The 16858-nt window shown below is 60.3% G+C and carries 17 protein-coding genes; 8 read left to right on the plus strand and 9 right to left on the minus strand.

Features of this window, described 5'->3' with window-relative positions; genetic code table 11:
- Positions 1-60 precede the first annotated feature (60 nt).
- The 5 genes from LAT62_RS04780 to LAT62_RS04800 form a co-directional block, all read right to left on the minus strand.
- Positions 61-1266, minus strand: coding sequence for a branched-chain amino acid ABC transporter permease (locus LAT62_RS04780; RefSeq protein ID WP_293379743.1), 1206 nt, complete (start codon positions 1264-1266; stop codon positions 61-63).
- A gap of 12 nt (positions 1267-1278) precedes the next feature.
- On the minus strand, positions 1279-2334 hold the full coding sequence (locus LAT62_RS04785; RefSeq protein ID WP_293379746.1) for a branched-chain amino acid ABC transporter permease: 1056 nt from the start codon (positions 2332-2334) through the stop codon (positions 1279-1281).
- Between the two features lie 12 nt (positions 2335-2346).
- On the minus strand, positions 2347-3072 hold the full coding sequence (locus tag LAT62_RS04790) for an ABC transporter ATP-binding protein (RefSeq protein WP_293379749.1): 726 nt from the start codon (positions 3070-3072) through the stop codon (positions 2347-2349).
- Positions 3069-3857, minus strand: coding sequence for an ABC transporter ATP-binding protein (locus LAT62_RS04795; RefSeq protein WP_293379752.1), 789 nt, complete (start codon positions 3855-3857; stop codon positions 3069-3071). The genes LAT62_RS04790 and LAT62_RS04795 overlap by 4 nt, the downstream gene beginning before the upstream one ends.
- A 74-nt stretch (positions 3858-3931) precedes the next feature.
- Positions 3932-5149, minus strand: a complete 1218-nt coding sequence (locus LAT62_RS04800) for a substrate-binding domain-containing protein (RefSeq protein WP_293379755.1) — start codon at positions 5147-5149, stop codon at positions 3932-3934.
- Positions 5150-5309: 160 nt separating this feature from the next.
- On the opposite strand from LAT62_RS04800, the gene LAT62_RS04805 reads away from it, so the two are divergent.
- The 6 genes from LAT62_RS04805 to LAT62_RS04830 are packed head-to-tail and all read left to right on the plus strand — an operon-like array spanning position 5310 to position 10069.
- The gene (locus tag LAT62_RS04805; protein ID WP_293379758.1) at positions 5310-5945 is read left to right on the plus strand and encodes a TetR/AcrR family transcriptional regulator; all 636 of its coding nucleotides are present in this window, start codon (positions 5310-5312) and stop codon (positions 5943-5945) included.
- Positions 5942-6760, plus strand: a complete 819-nt coding sequence (locus tag LAT62_RS04810; protein WP_293379761.1) for an enoyl-CoA hydratase/isomerase family protein — start codon at positions 5942-5944, stop codon at positions 6758-6760. Before LAT62_RS04805 ends, LAT62_RS04810 begins: the two co-directional genes overlap by 4 nt.
- Positions 6747-8273, plus strand: a complete 1527-nt coding sequence (locus LAT62_RS04815; protein WP_293379764.1) for an AMP-binding protein — start codon at positions 6747-6749, stop codon at positions 8271-8273. The genes LAT62_RS04810 and LAT62_RS04815 overlap by 14 nt, the downstream gene beginning before the upstream one ends.
- Positions 8270-8704 (plus strand): MaoC/PaaZ C-terminal domain-containing protein, encoded by a 435-nt coding sequence (locus LAT62_RS04820; RefSeq protein WP_293379767.1) that lies wholly within the window; start codon positions 8270-8272, stop codon positions 8702-8704. The genes LAT62_RS04815 and LAT62_RS04820 overlap by 4 nt, the downstream gene beginning before the upstream one ends.
- Complete coding sequence (locus LAT62_RS04825; protein WP_293379770.1) at positions 8701-9084, plus strand: hypothetical protein; 384 nt, start codon at positions 8701-8703, stop codon at positions 9082-9084. Before LAT62_RS04820 ends, LAT62_RS04825 begins: the two co-directional genes overlap by 4 nt.
- Before the next feature lie 22 nt (positions 9085-9106).
- Positions 9107-10069, plus strand: coding sequence for an alpha/beta hydrolase (locus LAT62_RS04830; protein ID WP_293379773.1), 963 nt, complete (start codon positions 9107-9109; stop codon positions 10067-10069).
- Here the strand turns inward: LAT62_RS04830 and LAT62_RS04835 are convergent.
- The 3 genes from LAT62_RS04835 to LAT62_RS04845 all read right to left on the minus strand — a co-directional run bounded on the left by LAT62_RS04835 (position 10066) and on the right by LAT62_RS04845 (position 12743).
- Complete coding sequence (locus tag LAT62_RS04835; protein ID WP_293379776.1) at positions 10066-11232, minus strand: nickel/cobalt transporter; 1167 nt, start codon at positions 11230-11232, stop codon at positions 10066-10068. The genes LAT62_RS04830 and LAT62_RS04835 overlap by 4 nt on opposite strands.
- Positions 11223-11885, minus strand: a complete 663-nt coding sequence (locus LAT62_RS04840) for a DUF1007 family protein (RefSeq protein ID WP_293379779.1) — start codon at positions 11883-11885, stop codon at positions 11223-11225. Before LAT62_RS04840 ends, LAT62_RS04835 begins: the two co-directional genes overlap by 10 nt.
- Positions 11886-12029: 144 nt before the next feature.
- Entirely contained in the window at positions 12030-12743 is a 714-nt protein-coding gene (locus tag LAT62_RS04845; RefSeq protein WP_293379782.1) for an ABC transporter substrate-binding protein, read from the minus strand.
- Between the two features lie 169 nt (positions 12744-12912).
- Here LAT62_RS04845 and LAT62_RS04850 point away from each other — a divergent pair, with 169 nt between their 5' ends.
- The gene (locus tag LAT62_RS04850) at positions 12913-13722 is read left to right on the plus strand and encodes a cobalamin-binding protein (RefSeq protein WP_293379785.1); all 810 of its coding nucleotides are present in this window, start codon (positions 12913-12915) and stop codon (positions 13720-13722) included.
- 10 nt (positions 13723-13732) lie between these two features.
- Here LAT62_RS04850 and LAT62_RS04855 read toward each other — a convergent pair whose 3' ends face one another.
- Positions 13733-15403, minus strand: a complete 1671-nt coding sequence (locus LAT62_RS04855; protein WP_293379788.1) for an alpha-glucosidase — start codon at positions 15401-15403, stop codon at positions 13733-13735.
- 227 nt (positions 15404-15630) lie between these two features.
- Here LAT62_RS04855 and LAT62_RS04860 point away from each other — a divergent pair, with 227 nt between their 5' ends.
- Positions 15631-16815 (plus strand): M24 family metallopeptidase, encoded by a 1185-nt coding sequence (locus LAT62_RS04860; RefSeq protein WP_293379791.1) that lies wholly within the window; start codon positions 15631-15633, stop codon positions 16813-16815.
- Positions 16816-16858: the final 43 nt, after the last annotated feature.

Consider the following 16858-nt stretch of genomic DNA (forward strand, 5'->3'; position numbering starts at 1 on the left):
CTCTTCACCCCGTCCATCTATAGACGGGGTGAGGGAGCTTGATTGCGCGCTATTGCGGGATCAGGTCAACCGCTCCTTGGCGCTGCTTTCTGTCTGGTGTTCAGCCACAGTCTGGCGCATCTCCCGGCGTCTGGCCCAGATGCGCAACTGACCGACAATACCGGAGGGGAAGAAATAGACGCTGGCGACAAACAGCAGGCCAAACCAGAGCAACCAGTGTGAGGGTTCAATCAGTGACCCGACAAAACCGCCGACATTGACAGCTTCACTGAGGGCGCCGAGCACGTCCTGCAGATAGTTCTGCGCCACCACGAACACCACGGCACCGATAATGGCGCCATACAGCGTGCCCATGCCGCCGAGTACACACATCAGCAAGATGAAGATCATCAGCTCGAAATTGAGCGTGTTCTCCGGGTTCACATAGCGATTGAACAGCGCGAACAGGGCCCCGGCAAAGGTGGTCAAAAGGGCGGACAAAATGACCACGGCGGTGCGATAGAACACGGTCCGGTAACCCAGCGCCTGAGCGCGGAATTCGTTCTCGCGAATGGCCTGCAATACCCGGCCGAAGGGAGAATTCACCAGTCGCAGCAGGAACAGGAAGATCACCCCGGCGAACAGGAACAGCGCATAGTACATCAGGGTGCGGCCGGTGAAACGGACAGTAAAGAACGCATCTCGGAAACCGTCCACCAGATTCCAGGGTTGCGTGAAGAGCACACCCAGAAAGCCGAACAGATCAAAGCCGGTGACGCTGTCCAGAGGGCGGAACGCCGGGCCCAGTTCGCGTGGCACCCGAACCCGCAGGCCGTCCTCACCCCCGGTGATGTGATACATCTGTGTCACCACACTGAGAAAGGCAAAGGCCACGGCCAGTGTCACCAGAGCGAAGAAGATCGCCTTGACGCGCAGCGACAGCAGGCCGAGCAACAGGGCCAGGGCCGCGCTGAGCAGCAGCGCGCCCAGAATGCCGATAAAGATGGCGCCGAACCCGGAGCCGAAATGGCCGATGCCCAGAGCTACGCCGTAGGCCCCTATGCCGAAGAACATGGTGTGGGCAAAGGACACGATATGGGTATAGCCCAGCATCAGGTCATAGGCCGCGACCACAATAATGAACACACAGATCATGCCCAGAGTGGCAAACGCGCGGGTACCCGGAAACAGGAACGGACCCAGGGCCAGCGCGATCAGAATGGCGATCAGTGCCACCGACAGCACTCGGCTGCGGGGCAGGTCGCCGGACAGTATGGATTGCAGCATGATGTCCTCTCCTTAAACCTTGATCACCGGAATCAGACCCTGCGGGCGCCACATCAGCACACCCACCATCAGGCCCACTGTGGCGACAGCCGCCAGCCGGGGTTCGATATAGCCGATATAGAGGTTGATCAGGCCGACCAGCAGGGCGCCATAGAAGCAACCGCGAATGGAGCCCAGGCCGCCCAGAATGATGATGACGATGACGGAGATCATCAGCTCTTCACCCATGTGCGCTGTGATGATCTCCCGATACATGCCCCACATGGCGCCACCCAGGCCGGCCAGCGCCGAACCGGCAATAAACACCCCGAGGAACAGCAGGCCGATGCGATAGCCCTGGATTTCGACCATTTCGCGGTTTTCCACGCCGGCACGCACCAGAATACCGAGGCGCGTACGATCGATTACCCAGAGCATCAGGCCATAGACGGTCAGGCCCAGGATCAGTGCGACCATGCGGAACTTTTCCATCACCAGGCCGCCGATCAGCGGCACCCAGTCCTCGATGACAAAGGCACCGCGCAGGGCGCCGGGGCGGGGTACCGGTATCTCGTTGGCGCCCCAGGTCACTTCAATCAACTGGATCAGCACGATGGAACCGCCGACCGTTACCAGAATCTGTTTCAGATGGTCGCCGTACACCGGCTTGATCACGATCACCTCGAATAGCCAGCCGACCACCCCGGCTACCGCCATGGCGGCGAACAGCGCCGGCAGAATGGCCAGCAGATTCCAGCCCAGCGAGGGCGACACTGTATAGACCCCGAGAGCTCCGGTCAGCATAACCGCCCCGACAAAGGCCCCCAGCGATATGAAGGCCCCGTGCGCCAGATTGAGCACACTCATCAGGCCGAAGGTCAGCGTCATCCCGGAAGCCATCAGAAACAGCATGGTACCCATGGCCATGCCGCTGATGGTCAGCACAAACCAGGTGGCCGGGTCCATGGCCAGAAAGGCCAGAAAAAGCATCAGCCCGAGCAGCACCAGGTGCGGCTTGTCGGACTGCAGTTTCAGCAGCCGGTCGCGCCACAGCGCCCATTGACCGACTGAGGGATTGGCTTGCGACATGATCGAAGCTCCTTATTGATGTGCGCCGAGGCCAAGGCCCAGCAGATCCTGCTGGAGTGCCGAGTCCTGCGCCAGTTCGGCCATGGTGCCGCTGTGCACCACCTGGCCATCATTCATCACCGCCACGGTCTGACCGAGACGGCGGGAAAAGCTGAAGTTCTGCTCCACCAGCAGAATGGACACCTCACGCGCCTTGAGTTCTTCGAACGCAGTCGCCAGATCATCGATGATGGCGGGCGCCAGGCCCTTGGTGGGTTCGTCCACCAGCAGCAGATCTCTCGGCTCGACCATGGCGCGCGCTATGGCCAGCATCTGCTTCTGACCGCCGGACAGGTTACCGGCCGGCCGGTCCCAGAATTTCTTCAGCGGCGGAAACAGATCGAACAGCCAGTCCAGTCGAGCCTGATCCAGTGGCCCGTGGGTGCCGGCCAATACCAGGTTTTCACGCACCGTCAGCTGGCCGAAAATACCCATGTTCTCCGGCACGAAGGCAATGCCGGCGCGCGCGATGCGGGACGTGGACCAACTGGTGATGTCCTTGCCGTTGAAGGTGACCGAGCCGCGGGGGACTTTCGTCAGGCCCATGATGGTGCGCAGCGTGGTGCTCTTGCCGGCGCCATTGCGGCCCAGCAGTACGGTCAGTTCACCACGCGGCACCTGCAGCTCTATGCCGTGCAGAATATGGTACTGGTCAATGTCGGCATGGACGCCAGTCAGGGTGAGTATGGGCTCACTCATGCGGAGGCCTCCTCGGTCGGGGCGCCGGCGCTGGTGCCCAGATAGGCTTCCTGCACCACCGGCGACGCGATGATTTCAGCCGGCTCACCGTCGGCGACGAGCTGGCCGTGATGCAGCACCACGATGCGATCCGAAAGCGAACGCACCACATCCATCTTGTGCTCCACCAGCAGAATCAGTTTGTCGTCCTGCTTCTTGAGGTTCGCAATCAGGTCCAGAATCACCGGCACCTCATCCACGCTCATGCCGGCGGTGGGTTCATCAAACATGAAGACGTGTGGCTCCAGCGCCATCAGCAGAGCAACTTCGAGTTTGCGCTGGTCACCATGCGGCAAATAGGACACGGGAGTGTCGGCGCGATGGCCCAGGCGCACGAAATCCAGATAGTGTCGCGCGCGGTCTTCGATGTCCCGGCGCAGGCTAGCGCGCTGCCAGAAAATATGGCCAATGCGGTAGCTCGAGGCGACCGCCAGACGCACATTTTCCAGTGCGCTGAGATTGGGAAACAGATTGGTCAACTGAAAGGCACGCCCCAGCCCCTTGTCGGTTCTGGCTTCGGTCGAGAGGTTGCTAATGTCCTCGCCCGCCAGCAGAACCTGACCGCTGCTGGGCGTCAGTTGGCCCGAGATCAGATTGAACCAGGTGGTCTTGCCGGCCCCGTTGGGCCCGATAATGGTCGTAAGTGTGCCCGCCTGAAAGGCGCAGCTCACTTCATCGACGGCCACATGGCCCCCGAACTGTATGGTCAGGGACCGGGTTTCAAGTACGGCTTGTTGGTCTGCCATGATGTGCTCCTGCCCGATACTGCGGGGCCTGCCACAACCGTGGTCAGACCCCGATACGAAATGGACGAACCGGATTACTGATTCAGAACCGGAATATCCATGTCTTCGAGCTCGATCACACCGCGCAGGTGCGGCACGCCGGCGGTAACCGTGCGATCAGAGAACCAGTCGGAGCGTTCTTCAACCACATTCTCGAAGTGATACATGGCCTGCAGCGCCTGATGGTCTTCAGCCCGCATGTGCATGCGGCCCTTGGGCGTCTCGAAGTCCAGACCGCGCATCGCGTCGATCAGGTCTTCCACATCAGTAGAGCCCCCGGACTTCTCGATGGCGGCGGTGATGGCCATGGCCTGGGCGAACCCCTGAGCGGTAAAGAAGTCGGGTGCTTCGTTGTACTGCTCGAAGTGCTGCTCCACGAACCAGTCGTTCACCTCGTTGTCAGGCAGTTCGTAGTAGTAGAAAGTCGCGCCCTGCATGCCGGGGAAGTCGGCGTAGTTCACCAGGGCCGGCAGGATGTTCCCGCCGCTGGTCAGTTGAATGCCATAGCGTTCCGGCTGCAGATCCTGAATGCGGCCCAGCGGGTTGGCGGCACCGGCCCAGATGGAGAAGATATACTTGCCTTCCTCGCAGCCTTCGCGACCTTCAAGCGAGTTGAACAGACGTTGGGCGGCGGCGGTAAAGTCGGTAGCATCGGTGGGCAGGTATTCTTCGTGTACGATCTCGCCACCCTCAGCCTCCATGGCCTGCTTGTAGGCGGCAACGCCATCACGGCCGAACGCGTAATCCTGGGCAATAGTCGAGACACAGACGCCCGGCTGACCGATGGCCACCGCGTTGGAGATGGCATCCTGCGACGAGTTGCGACCGACACGGAAGATGTAGCGATTCCACTCGGCGCCGGTGATGGCATCAGCGACACCTTCCGGCATCATGATACGCTCGTATTCTTCAGCAATGGGCAGCATGGCCAAAGCCACACCGGAAGCCACTGTTCCGACAACGATGTGCGCATCATCCTCGGCATAAGCCTCTTCTGCCAGGGCGCGGGCCCGGGCGGGATCATTCTGGGTGTCCTTGCGCAGCAGTTCCAGGTCCCGCCCCTGAATCTGCATGGTGCCTTCAGTGGCGTATTCGAAGCCGAGGCGCAGTCCTGCATTGAGCTGTTCGCCATAGGCGGCCAGCGGGCCGGAAAACTGGGATACGTGGGCAACGCGGATGCTGTCGGCCTGGGCAGAAAGACCCAGTGTCAGTGCGGTACTGCCGGCGGCGAGTGCGGTGAGAAGCCTCTTCATGGTGGTGCTCCTTGTCGTGTTGTCTATTTGTTGTTGTCACGGGTTGGCAACCGGTCTGTCGAGTTGTGTTTGTTGGCTTGACAGGTTCGGTACAGCGCCATAACCTATGTGAATGATGATTCATGTTTCATAAAAATACAACCACGGGAATCATTTTTTTATGACTGCCAATGAACAAGGTGCCGGGGAAACAGCGATCCAGGGGCCCCGCAAACCCAAGACCGCACGCGGCAAAAAGACCCGTGCCAAAATCCTGCGGGCTGCCGAGGAGTGCTTTGGTACCCTGGGCTATCACCAGGCCGGCATTACCGACATCACGCGCTATGCCGGGGTCGCCCTGGGCTCCTTCTATTCGTATTTTTCTGGCAAGGAGGATGCGATGCGCGAGCTGGTGCGCGAGATGGGTCACAACCTGCGCGCGCACCTGGCGCAGAATGTCGCCGGAGCGACCGATCGGGTGGATGCCGAGGTACGCGGGCTGCGGGCCTTCCTTGAATACATACGTGACCACCCGTGGATGTACCGGATTCTGCAGGAAGTCCAGTTTGTGGATGAGGCGGTCTACCGCGAATACTACGACACCTTCAGTGAGCACTATGCGAGGCTGCTCAGCGAGGCCACTCAGGCCGGCGAGCTGCGCCCCGGCAACAATCAGGTGCGCAACTGGGCGCTGATGGGTATGGGGCACTTTCTCGGCATGCGCTTTGCCCTGTGGGACGAGGATGTGCCCATGGATGAAATCATCAAGACCATGGATGATCTGCTGCGTCATGGTTTGGCCAGGTCCGATCAATGAGCATCGGTCAGGCAGACAAGGGGCTGGTTTACAGCGAGTTGCAAGGCGATACGTTGCGCCTGACGCTGAACCGGCCGCAGCGCCACAATGCACTGGTTCCGGAGCTGCTCAAAGCGCTCAATCAACACCTGCAGGAGGCACAGCGGTTGCAGCCACGTTGTCTGGTGCTGGCAGCGGCGGGTCGCACCTTTTCGACCGGCGGCGATGTTCAGGCGTTTTACGAGGTGCCGCGAAGCCAGCGGCCCGCCTATGCGCGAGCCTTGGTGGGCGACCTGCATGAGGCCATGCTGCGCCTGATTCAGTTGCCCTGTCCGGTGGTGGCGCGAGTGCAGGGTATGGTTACCGGCGGCAGCTGCGGCTTTCTGCTGGCTTCCGATCTGGTGGCCATGCATCAGGATGCTCATTTGGCGCCCTGGTATACGGTGGTCGGCTTTACCCCGGATGGAGGCTGGTCGACCCTGATGGCCGACTGTATAGGACGCCACCGCACCCTGGCCGTGCACCTGCTCAACCGGCCCATTACGGCGCAGGAAGCCGTGAACTGGGGGCTGGCAGACGCCGCACTGCCGAGTACAGAGGCACTGGACAAGACCCTTGCCGACTGGACGGCTCAGTTGGTCGTGCGCGCGGGTACCGCCACGCAGACGACACTGACACGGTTGCGTCCTTCGGCCGAGCAGGTCCGAGAATGGCTCGATACAGAGCTCGAAGACTTCGTCGCCCAGATTGGCACGGCAGAGGCCGAACGCAGGATGCAGCGCTTTCTGGGCAAAACCACCGCTCACCCCGACGAGGCAGACCATGGAACAGTTTGATCTGACGGCACACCGGGCGCGCATCGCCCCGGAGGCCACTGCATTGGAAGATCTGGCCAGTGGTCAGGTCTACAGTTATGGCGCGCTGAACGAGCGCGCAGCCCGTGTGGCTGCGGCCGCGATCGAGCATTGGGGCCTGCAGCCGGGTGACCGGCTGGCGTATCTGGGTCACAGCAGTGCCGAGTTTTTTGCCCTGCTGTTCGGCTGCGCCAAGGCAGGTCTGATACTGGTGCCGTTGAACTGGCGCCTGGCCGTACCTGAACTCGAAGGGTTGCTGGAAGACGCCCGGCCGGGGGCGCTGCTCTATACCGCCGATTTTGCCGAGCCCGTCCGCACGCTGCAGCCGCAGTTTGCCGATATGGTTGCCGTGGCTATGGAACCTGAACAAACGAATGGCGGCGCGATACGCCCGCGCCGTTATGAGGCAGACCTGGAGGCTGTAACGCCGCACCTGCGGCCGCATCCGCCGTGCGACCCGGACACACCCTGGTATCTGCTCTACACATCGGGCACGACCGGGCGCCCCAAAGGCGTGATCCAGACTTTTCGTATGATGCTGGCCAACTTCTACAACATTGGCCTGAGCATCGAGGTTCGCCAGTCCGATGTGCTGCTGAATGTCCTGCCCATGTTCCATACGGCAGGCATCAATCTGTATTCCACCTGTGTGCTGTTGGTCGGCGGTACCGTGCTGGTCGCACCGGGCTTTGATGCGGCACAGGCGCTGCGGGTACTGGAAGAGCGCGCCACGCTCTTTTTCGGTGTACCTGCCGTCTACCAGGCGCTGCTGGATCAGCCGAAACTGGATGGTCGGCGCCTGCAGCGGGTTCGTTCCTGGGGCTGTGGTGGCGCGCCTTTGGCACTGCCGGTGGCAGAGCGGTTTGTCGATATGGGCATACGGGTACGCACCGGCTACGGCATGACGGAAACCGGCCCTGGGGTCTTCCTGCTGGAAGAGTCCCAGGTGCTGGACCGTCTCGGCTCGGTCGGCCGCCCATTGCTGCTGGCCGAGGTGCGAGTCGTGAATGCCGCGGGTGAGGATTTGCCGGCCGATCAGCCGGGTGAACTCTGGATTCGCGGCCCCGGCGTAACGCCCGGTTACTGGCAGCAGCCGGAAGTCACCCGTCAGGCCATCAGCGAAGAGGGCTGGCTGCGCACCGGAGATGTCGCCTGTTATGACGCCGAAGGCTATTACCGCATCGTGGACCGCTGGAAGGATATGTTCATTTCCGGCGGTGAAAACATCTATCCGGCCGAAGTAGAGCGGGCGCTGGAAACCCATGACGCGGTCAGCGAAGTGGCCGTGGTGGGCGTGCCTGACGAGCGCTGGGGCGAAGTGGGGCGTGCCTTCATCGTGCTGGCGGAAACCCAGCCGACACCGCCAAAGGAGGCCCTGCAGGCCTGGTGTCGAGAGCGTCTGGCCGGCTACAAGGTGCCGCACCATATCGACTATGTGGATGCGCTGCCGCGCAATGCTCTGGGCAAAATCACCAAACAGGAGTTGCGCCGATGACCGCTGCCGACCGAGCTGACCCGATTGTCGAGCAGTTTTTGCTGTCGCAATCCGACTTTGATGCGTTCGCCGAACTGAGCGGCGATGCCAATCCCATTCACGTGGACCCGACGTTTGCAGCCGACACGGTTTTCGGCGCCACGGTGTCTCACGGGATGCTGCTGTTCAGTCGGCTGCGCGGCGCGTTGGAGCGCCACTATCCTGGCTGCCGATTGATCGGTCAGGAACTGGTATTCCGCCACCCGGCCTTTGCGGACAGCCCGCTGAGACTGGTGCTGACGCCTCGTGCTGTCCCCGCCGGGGAGCCACTGTTGACCCTGGGTGCAGAGATCATTCGGGATGACGGTCAGCCTTGCCTCGAGGGCGACTGCCGCCTGGTTCGTCAGCGTCTTGCCAGCCCGGTGCAGCCTGGTGAGGAGATCAGATCATGAATACTCAGTCTGCCAGCCTGTTTGATCGGTTGTCGCTGGAGCAGGCGGCGCATCTGCAGCGCACCTTCTTTTCGGAGCAGGTGGCCCAGTGGTGCCGGCTGGCCGGCGTGGAGCGCTGGCCCGACGAGGTGCCCGAGCCGCTGATTGCCGGACTCTTTTCCTGCCTGCTGGGCATGGAGCTGCCGGGTCCGGGCACCATGTACCTGAAACAGCGCCTGGATTATATGCAACCCGCCCGGTTGGGCGAGCCGTTGATGGCCAGTGTGACCATTACCCAACTTCGACCGGATAAATCACTGGTCGATCTGGACACCCTCTGTACCGGCGCCACGGGGCAGATTATCTGCCGCGGTCAGGCTCTGGTGTTGTTCCGACGTTGAAGGGAAGGCGGGGAAAAGAATTATGACATCACTCAATGCCCAGCTGGAAGACTGGCTGTTGCGCCTCAACCGCCTGGTGGCACAGCAGCGGGCCCAGGGGTCGACCCCGACGGCGGTGAATGCGCGCGAGGGCCTGGCCAATATGACGGCTACTCTGGTTACCGACCGTCCGGAGCTACCCCGGGTCGTCGATGCACTGGTAGAGGGAGGCGATTATCCTGTACCGGTGCGCATCTATGATCCGTCACCCGAGCAGACCAAGTCCGTGTGCCTCTATATCCACGGCGGTGGACACACCGCCGGCGGGATTACGGTTTATGATCCTATCTGCCGCAAACTGGCGGCGGCCAGTCAGCGTCTGGTGGTTTCGGTGGAGTATCGGCTGGCCCCGGAATGCCCCTATCCCATGGGGCTGGAAGACTGCCTCAATGTGGTACGCCATCTGTGGCCCACTCTGGACGAGAAGGGCTGTCGTTACCGACCCGAGCTCGCCGTGGCCGGTGATTCTGGCGGCGGGGCAATGACGGCAACGCTGACGGCAATGCTGCAGGACGAGCCGGAGCCGCCCATTCACCAGCAGATACTGATCTACCCGAATCTGGATTACACCCTGTCGTTCCCGTCGATTCACGAGCTGGCGAGTGGGTATCTGCTGGAGCGTGAGCGTATCCGCTGGTATTACGACCAGTATTTTCAGCAAGGAGAAGATCGGGCCGCGGCCTCACCGTTGCGCATGCCGATCACCCGTGGACTGCCGGAGACACTGATCATCACCGCCGGCTACTGTCCACTCAAGGATGAAGGGATTGCCTATCGCGATGCACTGCAGCAAGCAGGGGTATCATGCGAGCATCGGCATTTTCCGGCGCTGCTGCACGCCTTCCTGAATATGGAGGATCTGGTGGTGGGTGAATGCGCCGAAGCCTATCTGGCAATGGCTGATTTCATGCGGCGCAGTGTTCGCGACGGATCAGAGGGTCTTTAAAGCAGACCAAACGGCTGCTGAGATGTCAGGCTGGCCAGCAACAGGCTGCTGCCGAGCAGCAACAGGATTACCCCGCCGACGCCGGCCAGACCCAGCCCCAGCCCGGACAGAAGCCGGTCGTTCAATCCGAGAAAGCGGGTCGCCGTGGCGCGTGCAGTGACCGCCAGAGTGGCCAGTATGGAGACGGTAAGCGCGGTGCCAAGTGACATGGCGATCACCCCCAGTACGCCCGCCCACCAGAGGCCCAGCAGATTGGCGACCACGAGAATAAGCACAGCACCCGTGCAGGGGCGGGCGCCAATGGACATGACCAGACCGAGGTTCTGAAAGGCAGAGTTGCCGGCCAGTTGATCCGGTGCGATATGATGTTGTTTGCCGCAGGTGGGGCAGGATTCGCCCGGTGCATGGGCATGTGCCGCAAGAATCCCGGTTGCGGGTGTCTGGGCCGCTTGGCCCTCAGGGATACTGAACTGCAGGGTCAATGCAGAGCCCGGTTTTACTGGCGCTGCCGAGGACCGGTTGGCACGGTGCTGTTGATAGGTGCTCCACAGTGGCGAGCCTGCCCGCCACAGCAATACCAGTCCCAGGCCGGCGATCAGGGCAAAACTGACCCGCTCGATCACCTGAACGCTGGATACCGCCTCGCGCGCCAGCATGCCCAGTCCGAACACCACCACCAACACCAGAACAATGGCCGTTATCCCCTGCATCAGCGCCGCCGCCAGAGACAGCAGCAGGCCTCGCTTGAGGTCGGTAGGCTGGGTCAGCATATAGGTCGTTATAACGGCTTTGCCGTGCCCCGGCCCTGCCGCATGGAACACGCCGTAAAGAAAGCTCAGCATGATCAGTGACCAGAACTGCAACAGACTGCTCTCGCGATCAAGGTTCTCCATGCTGGCGGACAGGGCGCGATGCAGGCTGCGCTGATGTGCCATGACCCAGAAGCTGAATTGCTGCAGGGGGCTGGGGATTGCTCTGGAAGCAGACTCGGTGGGTTCGGTGACAGGCTCGACAATCGGTTCCGGCAGTGATTCGGACTCAGTGCTTTCGGATGCCCCCGGGTCAGAGGTCAGGCCGGGCAGGGATGTCGCCGACGCGCCGGTGCCCAGGATCAGGCCCAGCAGGACAAGGAGAGTAAAAAAGGCGTGGCGTGTTATCGGCATTGTATGGATACAGTTTCTGCAAAGTGTTGGCCCAGTGTCGGGTCTTCCGGGACCCCATCCAGGTCTACTTCCGATGCACGACGCAACTGCTCCGCCGTAGGCTCAGGGGTTTCAATGGAATAGTCGCAATCCAGATCGCCGTGGTTCAGCACAATGCCCTCGGCTTCGTCATGCAGCATTTCCATATAGTATGTCGGCTCGAACACCTGATAGCTGAAACCACTGGCGTGCAGGCGTTCAGCCGTAACGACTTCGTCCAGCGGCAGGAAAAAGCTGAATTCCACTCGCCGGCCGTCGGCTTCAAGACGGTGGTCTCCCACGTCACTCAGAGACAAGCGTTCACCATTGACCCTGACCCGAGTGTAGAAATCGTGCTTGCTCAGATTGGCCACAATGTCTTCGATCAGGCGGGCTTTTGCCTCTTCGTCACCGGCGTCCATTTCTTCTATCAGGACTACGCTGTAAAACGTATCAAATTGCCAGCTCTGATGAAAACCCGTGAGCTGGCCGGCCTCGTCGAAGTGCGGGGTGACTTTCATGTCTACCCAGACATGAGGATGCCCCTGGGCGCTGGCCGAGAATCCGGTCAATACGGCAAACAGCAGCAAACTGCCGCCAGTCTGGCTGATAAGTGATGACCAAAGCCTGTTCATGAACCCGCTAGTCTCCCCACAAAAAGGCGCTGGCCCTGAGCCGCAGGCTATTTAATCATTCATCTGCCACTGCCCCAAGGCCGTGCCTGTAAAGTTTCTGATTATACGCTTTGGGGATTCTGATTGCAGGACACGGGTTGGATACTACTGATAGCGGTCCTTGATGGCGTTCAGCGTACCGTCGCTGACCAGATCGGCAATGGCTGCGTCCAGACGCTGCACAAGGTCCGAAGACAAGGCCGGATTGCAGGCCAGCCAGAGTTCCAGCCCCTCGTCGGCAATATAGGCGGGTCGGACTTCCGCGCCCTCCGAAGCAGCCATGAAAGGGCCGCCGATGTGCCCGGCGATCCAGAGGTCAATGCGACCACGCACCAGGCGCTCGACATTGGAACCATCACCCGACATGGCATCTACCTCCAAGCCCTGATCGACCATCCATTGGGTGTAATAATCCCGCTGTTGCCCTCCGATCCGATACTGCTCCGCATCCATCAGTGAAGCGAGCAGAATATCGTCCTCGGCCAGACTGAACAGTGAAATGCGCTCGACAGACAGAGGCCCGGCCCATAGATACATAGGCTCCCGCTCAGTTGTTCTGGCCGCCGAGAAAAGACAGCCGTTGTCGAATTGCAACGACCAGGCCTGCGCCCGAGCCCAGGGCTCGACAAATACTTGCACCTCCAACCCCAACTGCTCGAAGGCTTTCAACAGAAGTTCGGTATTGATGCCGCTGATCCCGGCTTCGGTTTCCATACTGAACGGCGGGTAATGTTCGGTATACAGCCTGACATCCGGCTCTTCTGCATGGGTCAGTCCTGCCAGAAACAGACCGATGGCAACAAGCTTCAAAGGCAGCATAACGGAGCGCCTGATAGTAATATCCATGCCAAGCATAGCATTCTGTATTCCTCTTGCCACGGTTGGCGCCAACAGGGAGGCCAGCTTCTGTCGCTGGCCCGGTACCGGAAAACGCGCCAGACTGGATGCGTCTGGGCTTCCGCGCCCTGTGACTTGTTTCGGAGATGATATGACAACTCTGCACTACCCGCAGCGCATTATCTGCATGACCGAAGAACCGACCGAAACGCTGTATCTGCTGGAAGAGGACTGGCGAATCGTCGGCATTTCCGGTTTTACCGTGCGCCCGGCTAGAGCGCGCAAGGAGAAGCCCAAGGTATCGGCTTTCATCAGCGCCAAGATTGACCGGATACTGGAGTTGCAACCTGATCTGGCGATCGGGTTTTCGGATATGCAGGCGGACATAGCAGCTGAATTGATCCGGCAGGGCATCGAGGTGCATATCTTCAACCACCGCAGTGTGGAAGAAATCTATCGCATGATCGGCACGGTTGGTGGGCTGGTCGGCTGCCAGCAAAAGGCGGAAGCTCTGATCGACGAACTGCGTGCTGGCGTGGAATCGGTTCGCGCCCGGGCTGAGCAACTGCCCCGGCGACCCAGAGTCTATTTCGAGGAATGGGATGACCCCATGTTGTCGGGCATCCGCTGGGTGTCAGAGCTGGTCGAGATTGCCGGGGGAGAGGACTGTTTTCCGGAACTGCGCGACAAGGGGCTGGGCAAGGACCGTATCATTGCTGACCCGGAAACCGTCATTGAACGGCAGCCCGACATCATCATCGGCTCCTGGTGCGGCAAGAAGTTCCGCCCGGAAAAACTGGCCGCCCGGCCGGGGTTCGAGCGCATTCCCGCGGTCCGGACAGGCGACCTGTACGAGGTCAAGTCGGTTGACATCCTGCAGCCGGGGCCGGCGGCACTGACCGACGGACTGCGGCAGTTGCATCAGATCATCGCCGACTGGGCCAACCGGCAGCCCGGCTGACGGGTACCCTTCAGCTCGAACAGCTCAGCACTCTGGCTTCCCAGGGCCTGAGGGTGAGTTGCTCGCCATTGTCACCCTGGTTGCCCAGCAGTTGCTCAGCGTCGGTCAATGCAACCTCGCAAGCGCTGATATCGGCGACCTCGCCACTGAGGTTGCTGACTACCAGGAACTGTTCATTGTCCAGAGTGCGGGTGTAGGCATACACCTGCGGATGGTCTTCCAGCACCAGATCATAGGTGCCATGCATCAGTGCAGGACTGGCCGCCCGCAGTCTTATCAGTTCACGGTAGAAATTCAGGATCGAGTCTGGATCCCGGGCCTGTCGGGCTGCATTCAGGGTCTTGTAGTTGGGGTTGGTCGGCAACCAGGGCTCACCGTCGGTAAAGCCTCCGTTCGCAGTGTTATCCCATTGCATGGGTGTGCGGGCATTGTCGCGTGCACTGTTACGAATGTGATCGAGTATTTCGGCTTCAGTCCAGCCTTCTTCAAGACGCGCCGCGGCGAAATTCTGCACCGCCACATCGTCAAACTGGTCCAGTCGCTCGAACGGGAAGTTCGTCATGCCCAATTCCTGACCCTGATAGATGAAGGGCGTGCCCTGCATCAGAAAATACAGGGCAGCAATGGCAGTCGCGCTTTCCCGCCAATAGTTCTCCGCATCTCCCCAGGTCGAGACAATGCGCGCAATGTCGTGGTTTTCGACAAACAGGGCATTCCAGCCCTGACCTTCCAGGCCTTTCTGCCAGCGGGTCAGTGTCTTTTTCAGGGCCGGGAGATCCAGATCGGCATCGACATCCGAGCCCCAGAGCTTCAACTGCTCGAATTGAAAGATCATATTGAACTTCTGCTGGTCGGCAGCCACCCAGTTGGGTGCATCGTGGATGTCCACACCGGCTGCTTCGCCAACCGTCATCACGTCTTTGTAGCGGGCAAAGGTATTGGTGCACAGGTCAGCGACATACTCCTGAATACCCTCGACATTGCGATGTCCGGCGGAGGAGGGTACAACCGACAGCCCCTTCGGGTTGGGCAGGTCCGGCATGCCGGGCACTTTGCGAATGTGGGTGATGGCATCAATACGAAAGCCATCCACGCCCTTGTCCAGCCACCAGCGAATCATCGCATACAGGGCCTCACGCACTTCCGGGTTTTCCCAGTTGAGGTCCGGCTGACGGGCAGAAAACAGATGCAGGCAATACTGGTCCCGTTCCGGGTAATAGCGCCAGGCGGAGCCGCTGAAGATGCTCTCCCAGTTGTTGGGCGGGCCACCCGCCTTGCCATCACGCCAGATGTACCAGTCGCTCTTCGGATTGTCGCGGGACTGGCGGGACTCCTGAAACCAGGGGTGCTCGTCGCTGGTGTGGTTCAGCACCAGATCCAGCAGGATGCGGATGCCCCGTGCATGAGCCTCCTCCAGAAGGCGATCGAAATCGGCCATGGTGCCGAACTCCGCCATGATGGCCTGGTAGTCGCTGATATCGTAGCCATTGTCGTCATTGGGCGACGGAAAGATCGGGCTGAGCCAGATGACATTGATACCCAGCATTTTCAGGTAATCCAGCCTGCTGATAATGCCGGGTAGGTCGCCAATGCCATCCCCATTGCTGTCCTGAAAGCTCAGCGGGTAAACCTGGTATACCACGGCCTCTTTCCACCAGGCCTGCTCTATTGTCGAACCCATGTTGAACCTGTCCAAACTGTTGCGATTTCATTGGCTGCGCATTATTTCATGCCTGCCAGGCCACTGGGAATCCCGGTTGGTTCCGCTGTATGTGAATGCCGGTATAACGAAATACCCTGTTTTTTTGTTGACGGCAGATTGACGCAGGGCACCGCTTGACGGCACATTACAGAACAGTGACAGCCGCAACCGCGAGCGCGTCCAATTTCAGCAGATAGGAGTTTCCGGTGAAGGCGAAGCTGGCATTCACAAAAAAGGAGTATGTGCAGCGGGTTAACAAGGTTCGGCGGGAGATGCGTCGGCGCAAGGTCGACATCCTGATCGTGACCGACCCGGGCAACATGAACTGGCTGACCGGCTACGACGGCTGGTCGTTCTATGTCCATCAGGGCGTAATTTTGCATGTGGACCGGGAGGAACCTATCTGGTTCGGCCGGCGCATGGACGAGAGCGCGGCACTGCTGCGCTGTTTCATGAAAAAGGAAAACCTGGTCAGCTATCCCGAGGAATATGTACAAAACCTCGAACGGCACCCGATGACCTGGCTGTCCGAGCATGTGTTTATCGAAAACGGCTGGCATGGCGCCACCATTGCCACCGAGATGGACAACTACTACTACACGGCAGCGGCGCATCGCTCCCTGCGCCTGGCCATGCCGGAGGCACGGTTTGTCGACAGCCACAATCTGGTGAACTGGTGTCGGGCCATCAAGTCCGACAAGGAAATCGAGTTCATGCGCATTGCTGGACGCATCACCTCGCGTATCCATCAGCGTATTCTGGATGTGGCGCGGGTGGGTATCCCGAAGAGTTTTGTGGTGTCGCAGATCTATGAAACCGCTATCGCCGGTGTGGACGGCTACAGTGGAGACTATCCGTCCATTGTGCCGCTGCTGCCCTCTGGTCAGGAGGCCTCGGCGTCGCATATTACCTGGGACGAGCGGCCTTTCCGTGCCAACGAGGGTACCTTCTTCGAAGTGTCCGGGTGCTACAAGCGCTATCACGCCCCCATGTCGCGCACACTCTATATGGGCAAGCCAAGCCAGCGTTTTCTGAATGCGGAGAAGGCCCTGCTTGAAGCCATTGATGCTGGCCTGGAACAGGCCAAACCGGGCAACCGGACCTGTGATATCGCCAATGCACTCGACAAGACCATGGAGAAGCATGGTATCGACCGTCAGGGCGCCCGTTGTGGCTATCCGATCGGTGTCAGCTATCCGCCCGACTGGGGCGAGCGCACCTCCAGTCTGCGTGCCTCGGACGACACCGAGCTGCAGCCCGGCATGACCTTCCACTTCATGCCCGGCATCTGGCAGGAAGACTGGGGTATCGAGATTACTGAAAGCATCCTGATCACCCAGAGTGGCGTCGAGATGCTGTGTGATTTTCCGCGCAAGCTGTTCGTGAAATAGCGGCCAGTGTACTGACGGGTTGACAAGGCAGGGCGCCAGGCAC

The sequence above is a fragment of the Natronospirillum sp. genome, from assembly GCF_022565775.1.
GTDB lineage: Bacteria > Pseudomonadota > Gammaproteobacteria > Pseudomonadales > Natronospirillaceae > Natronospirillum.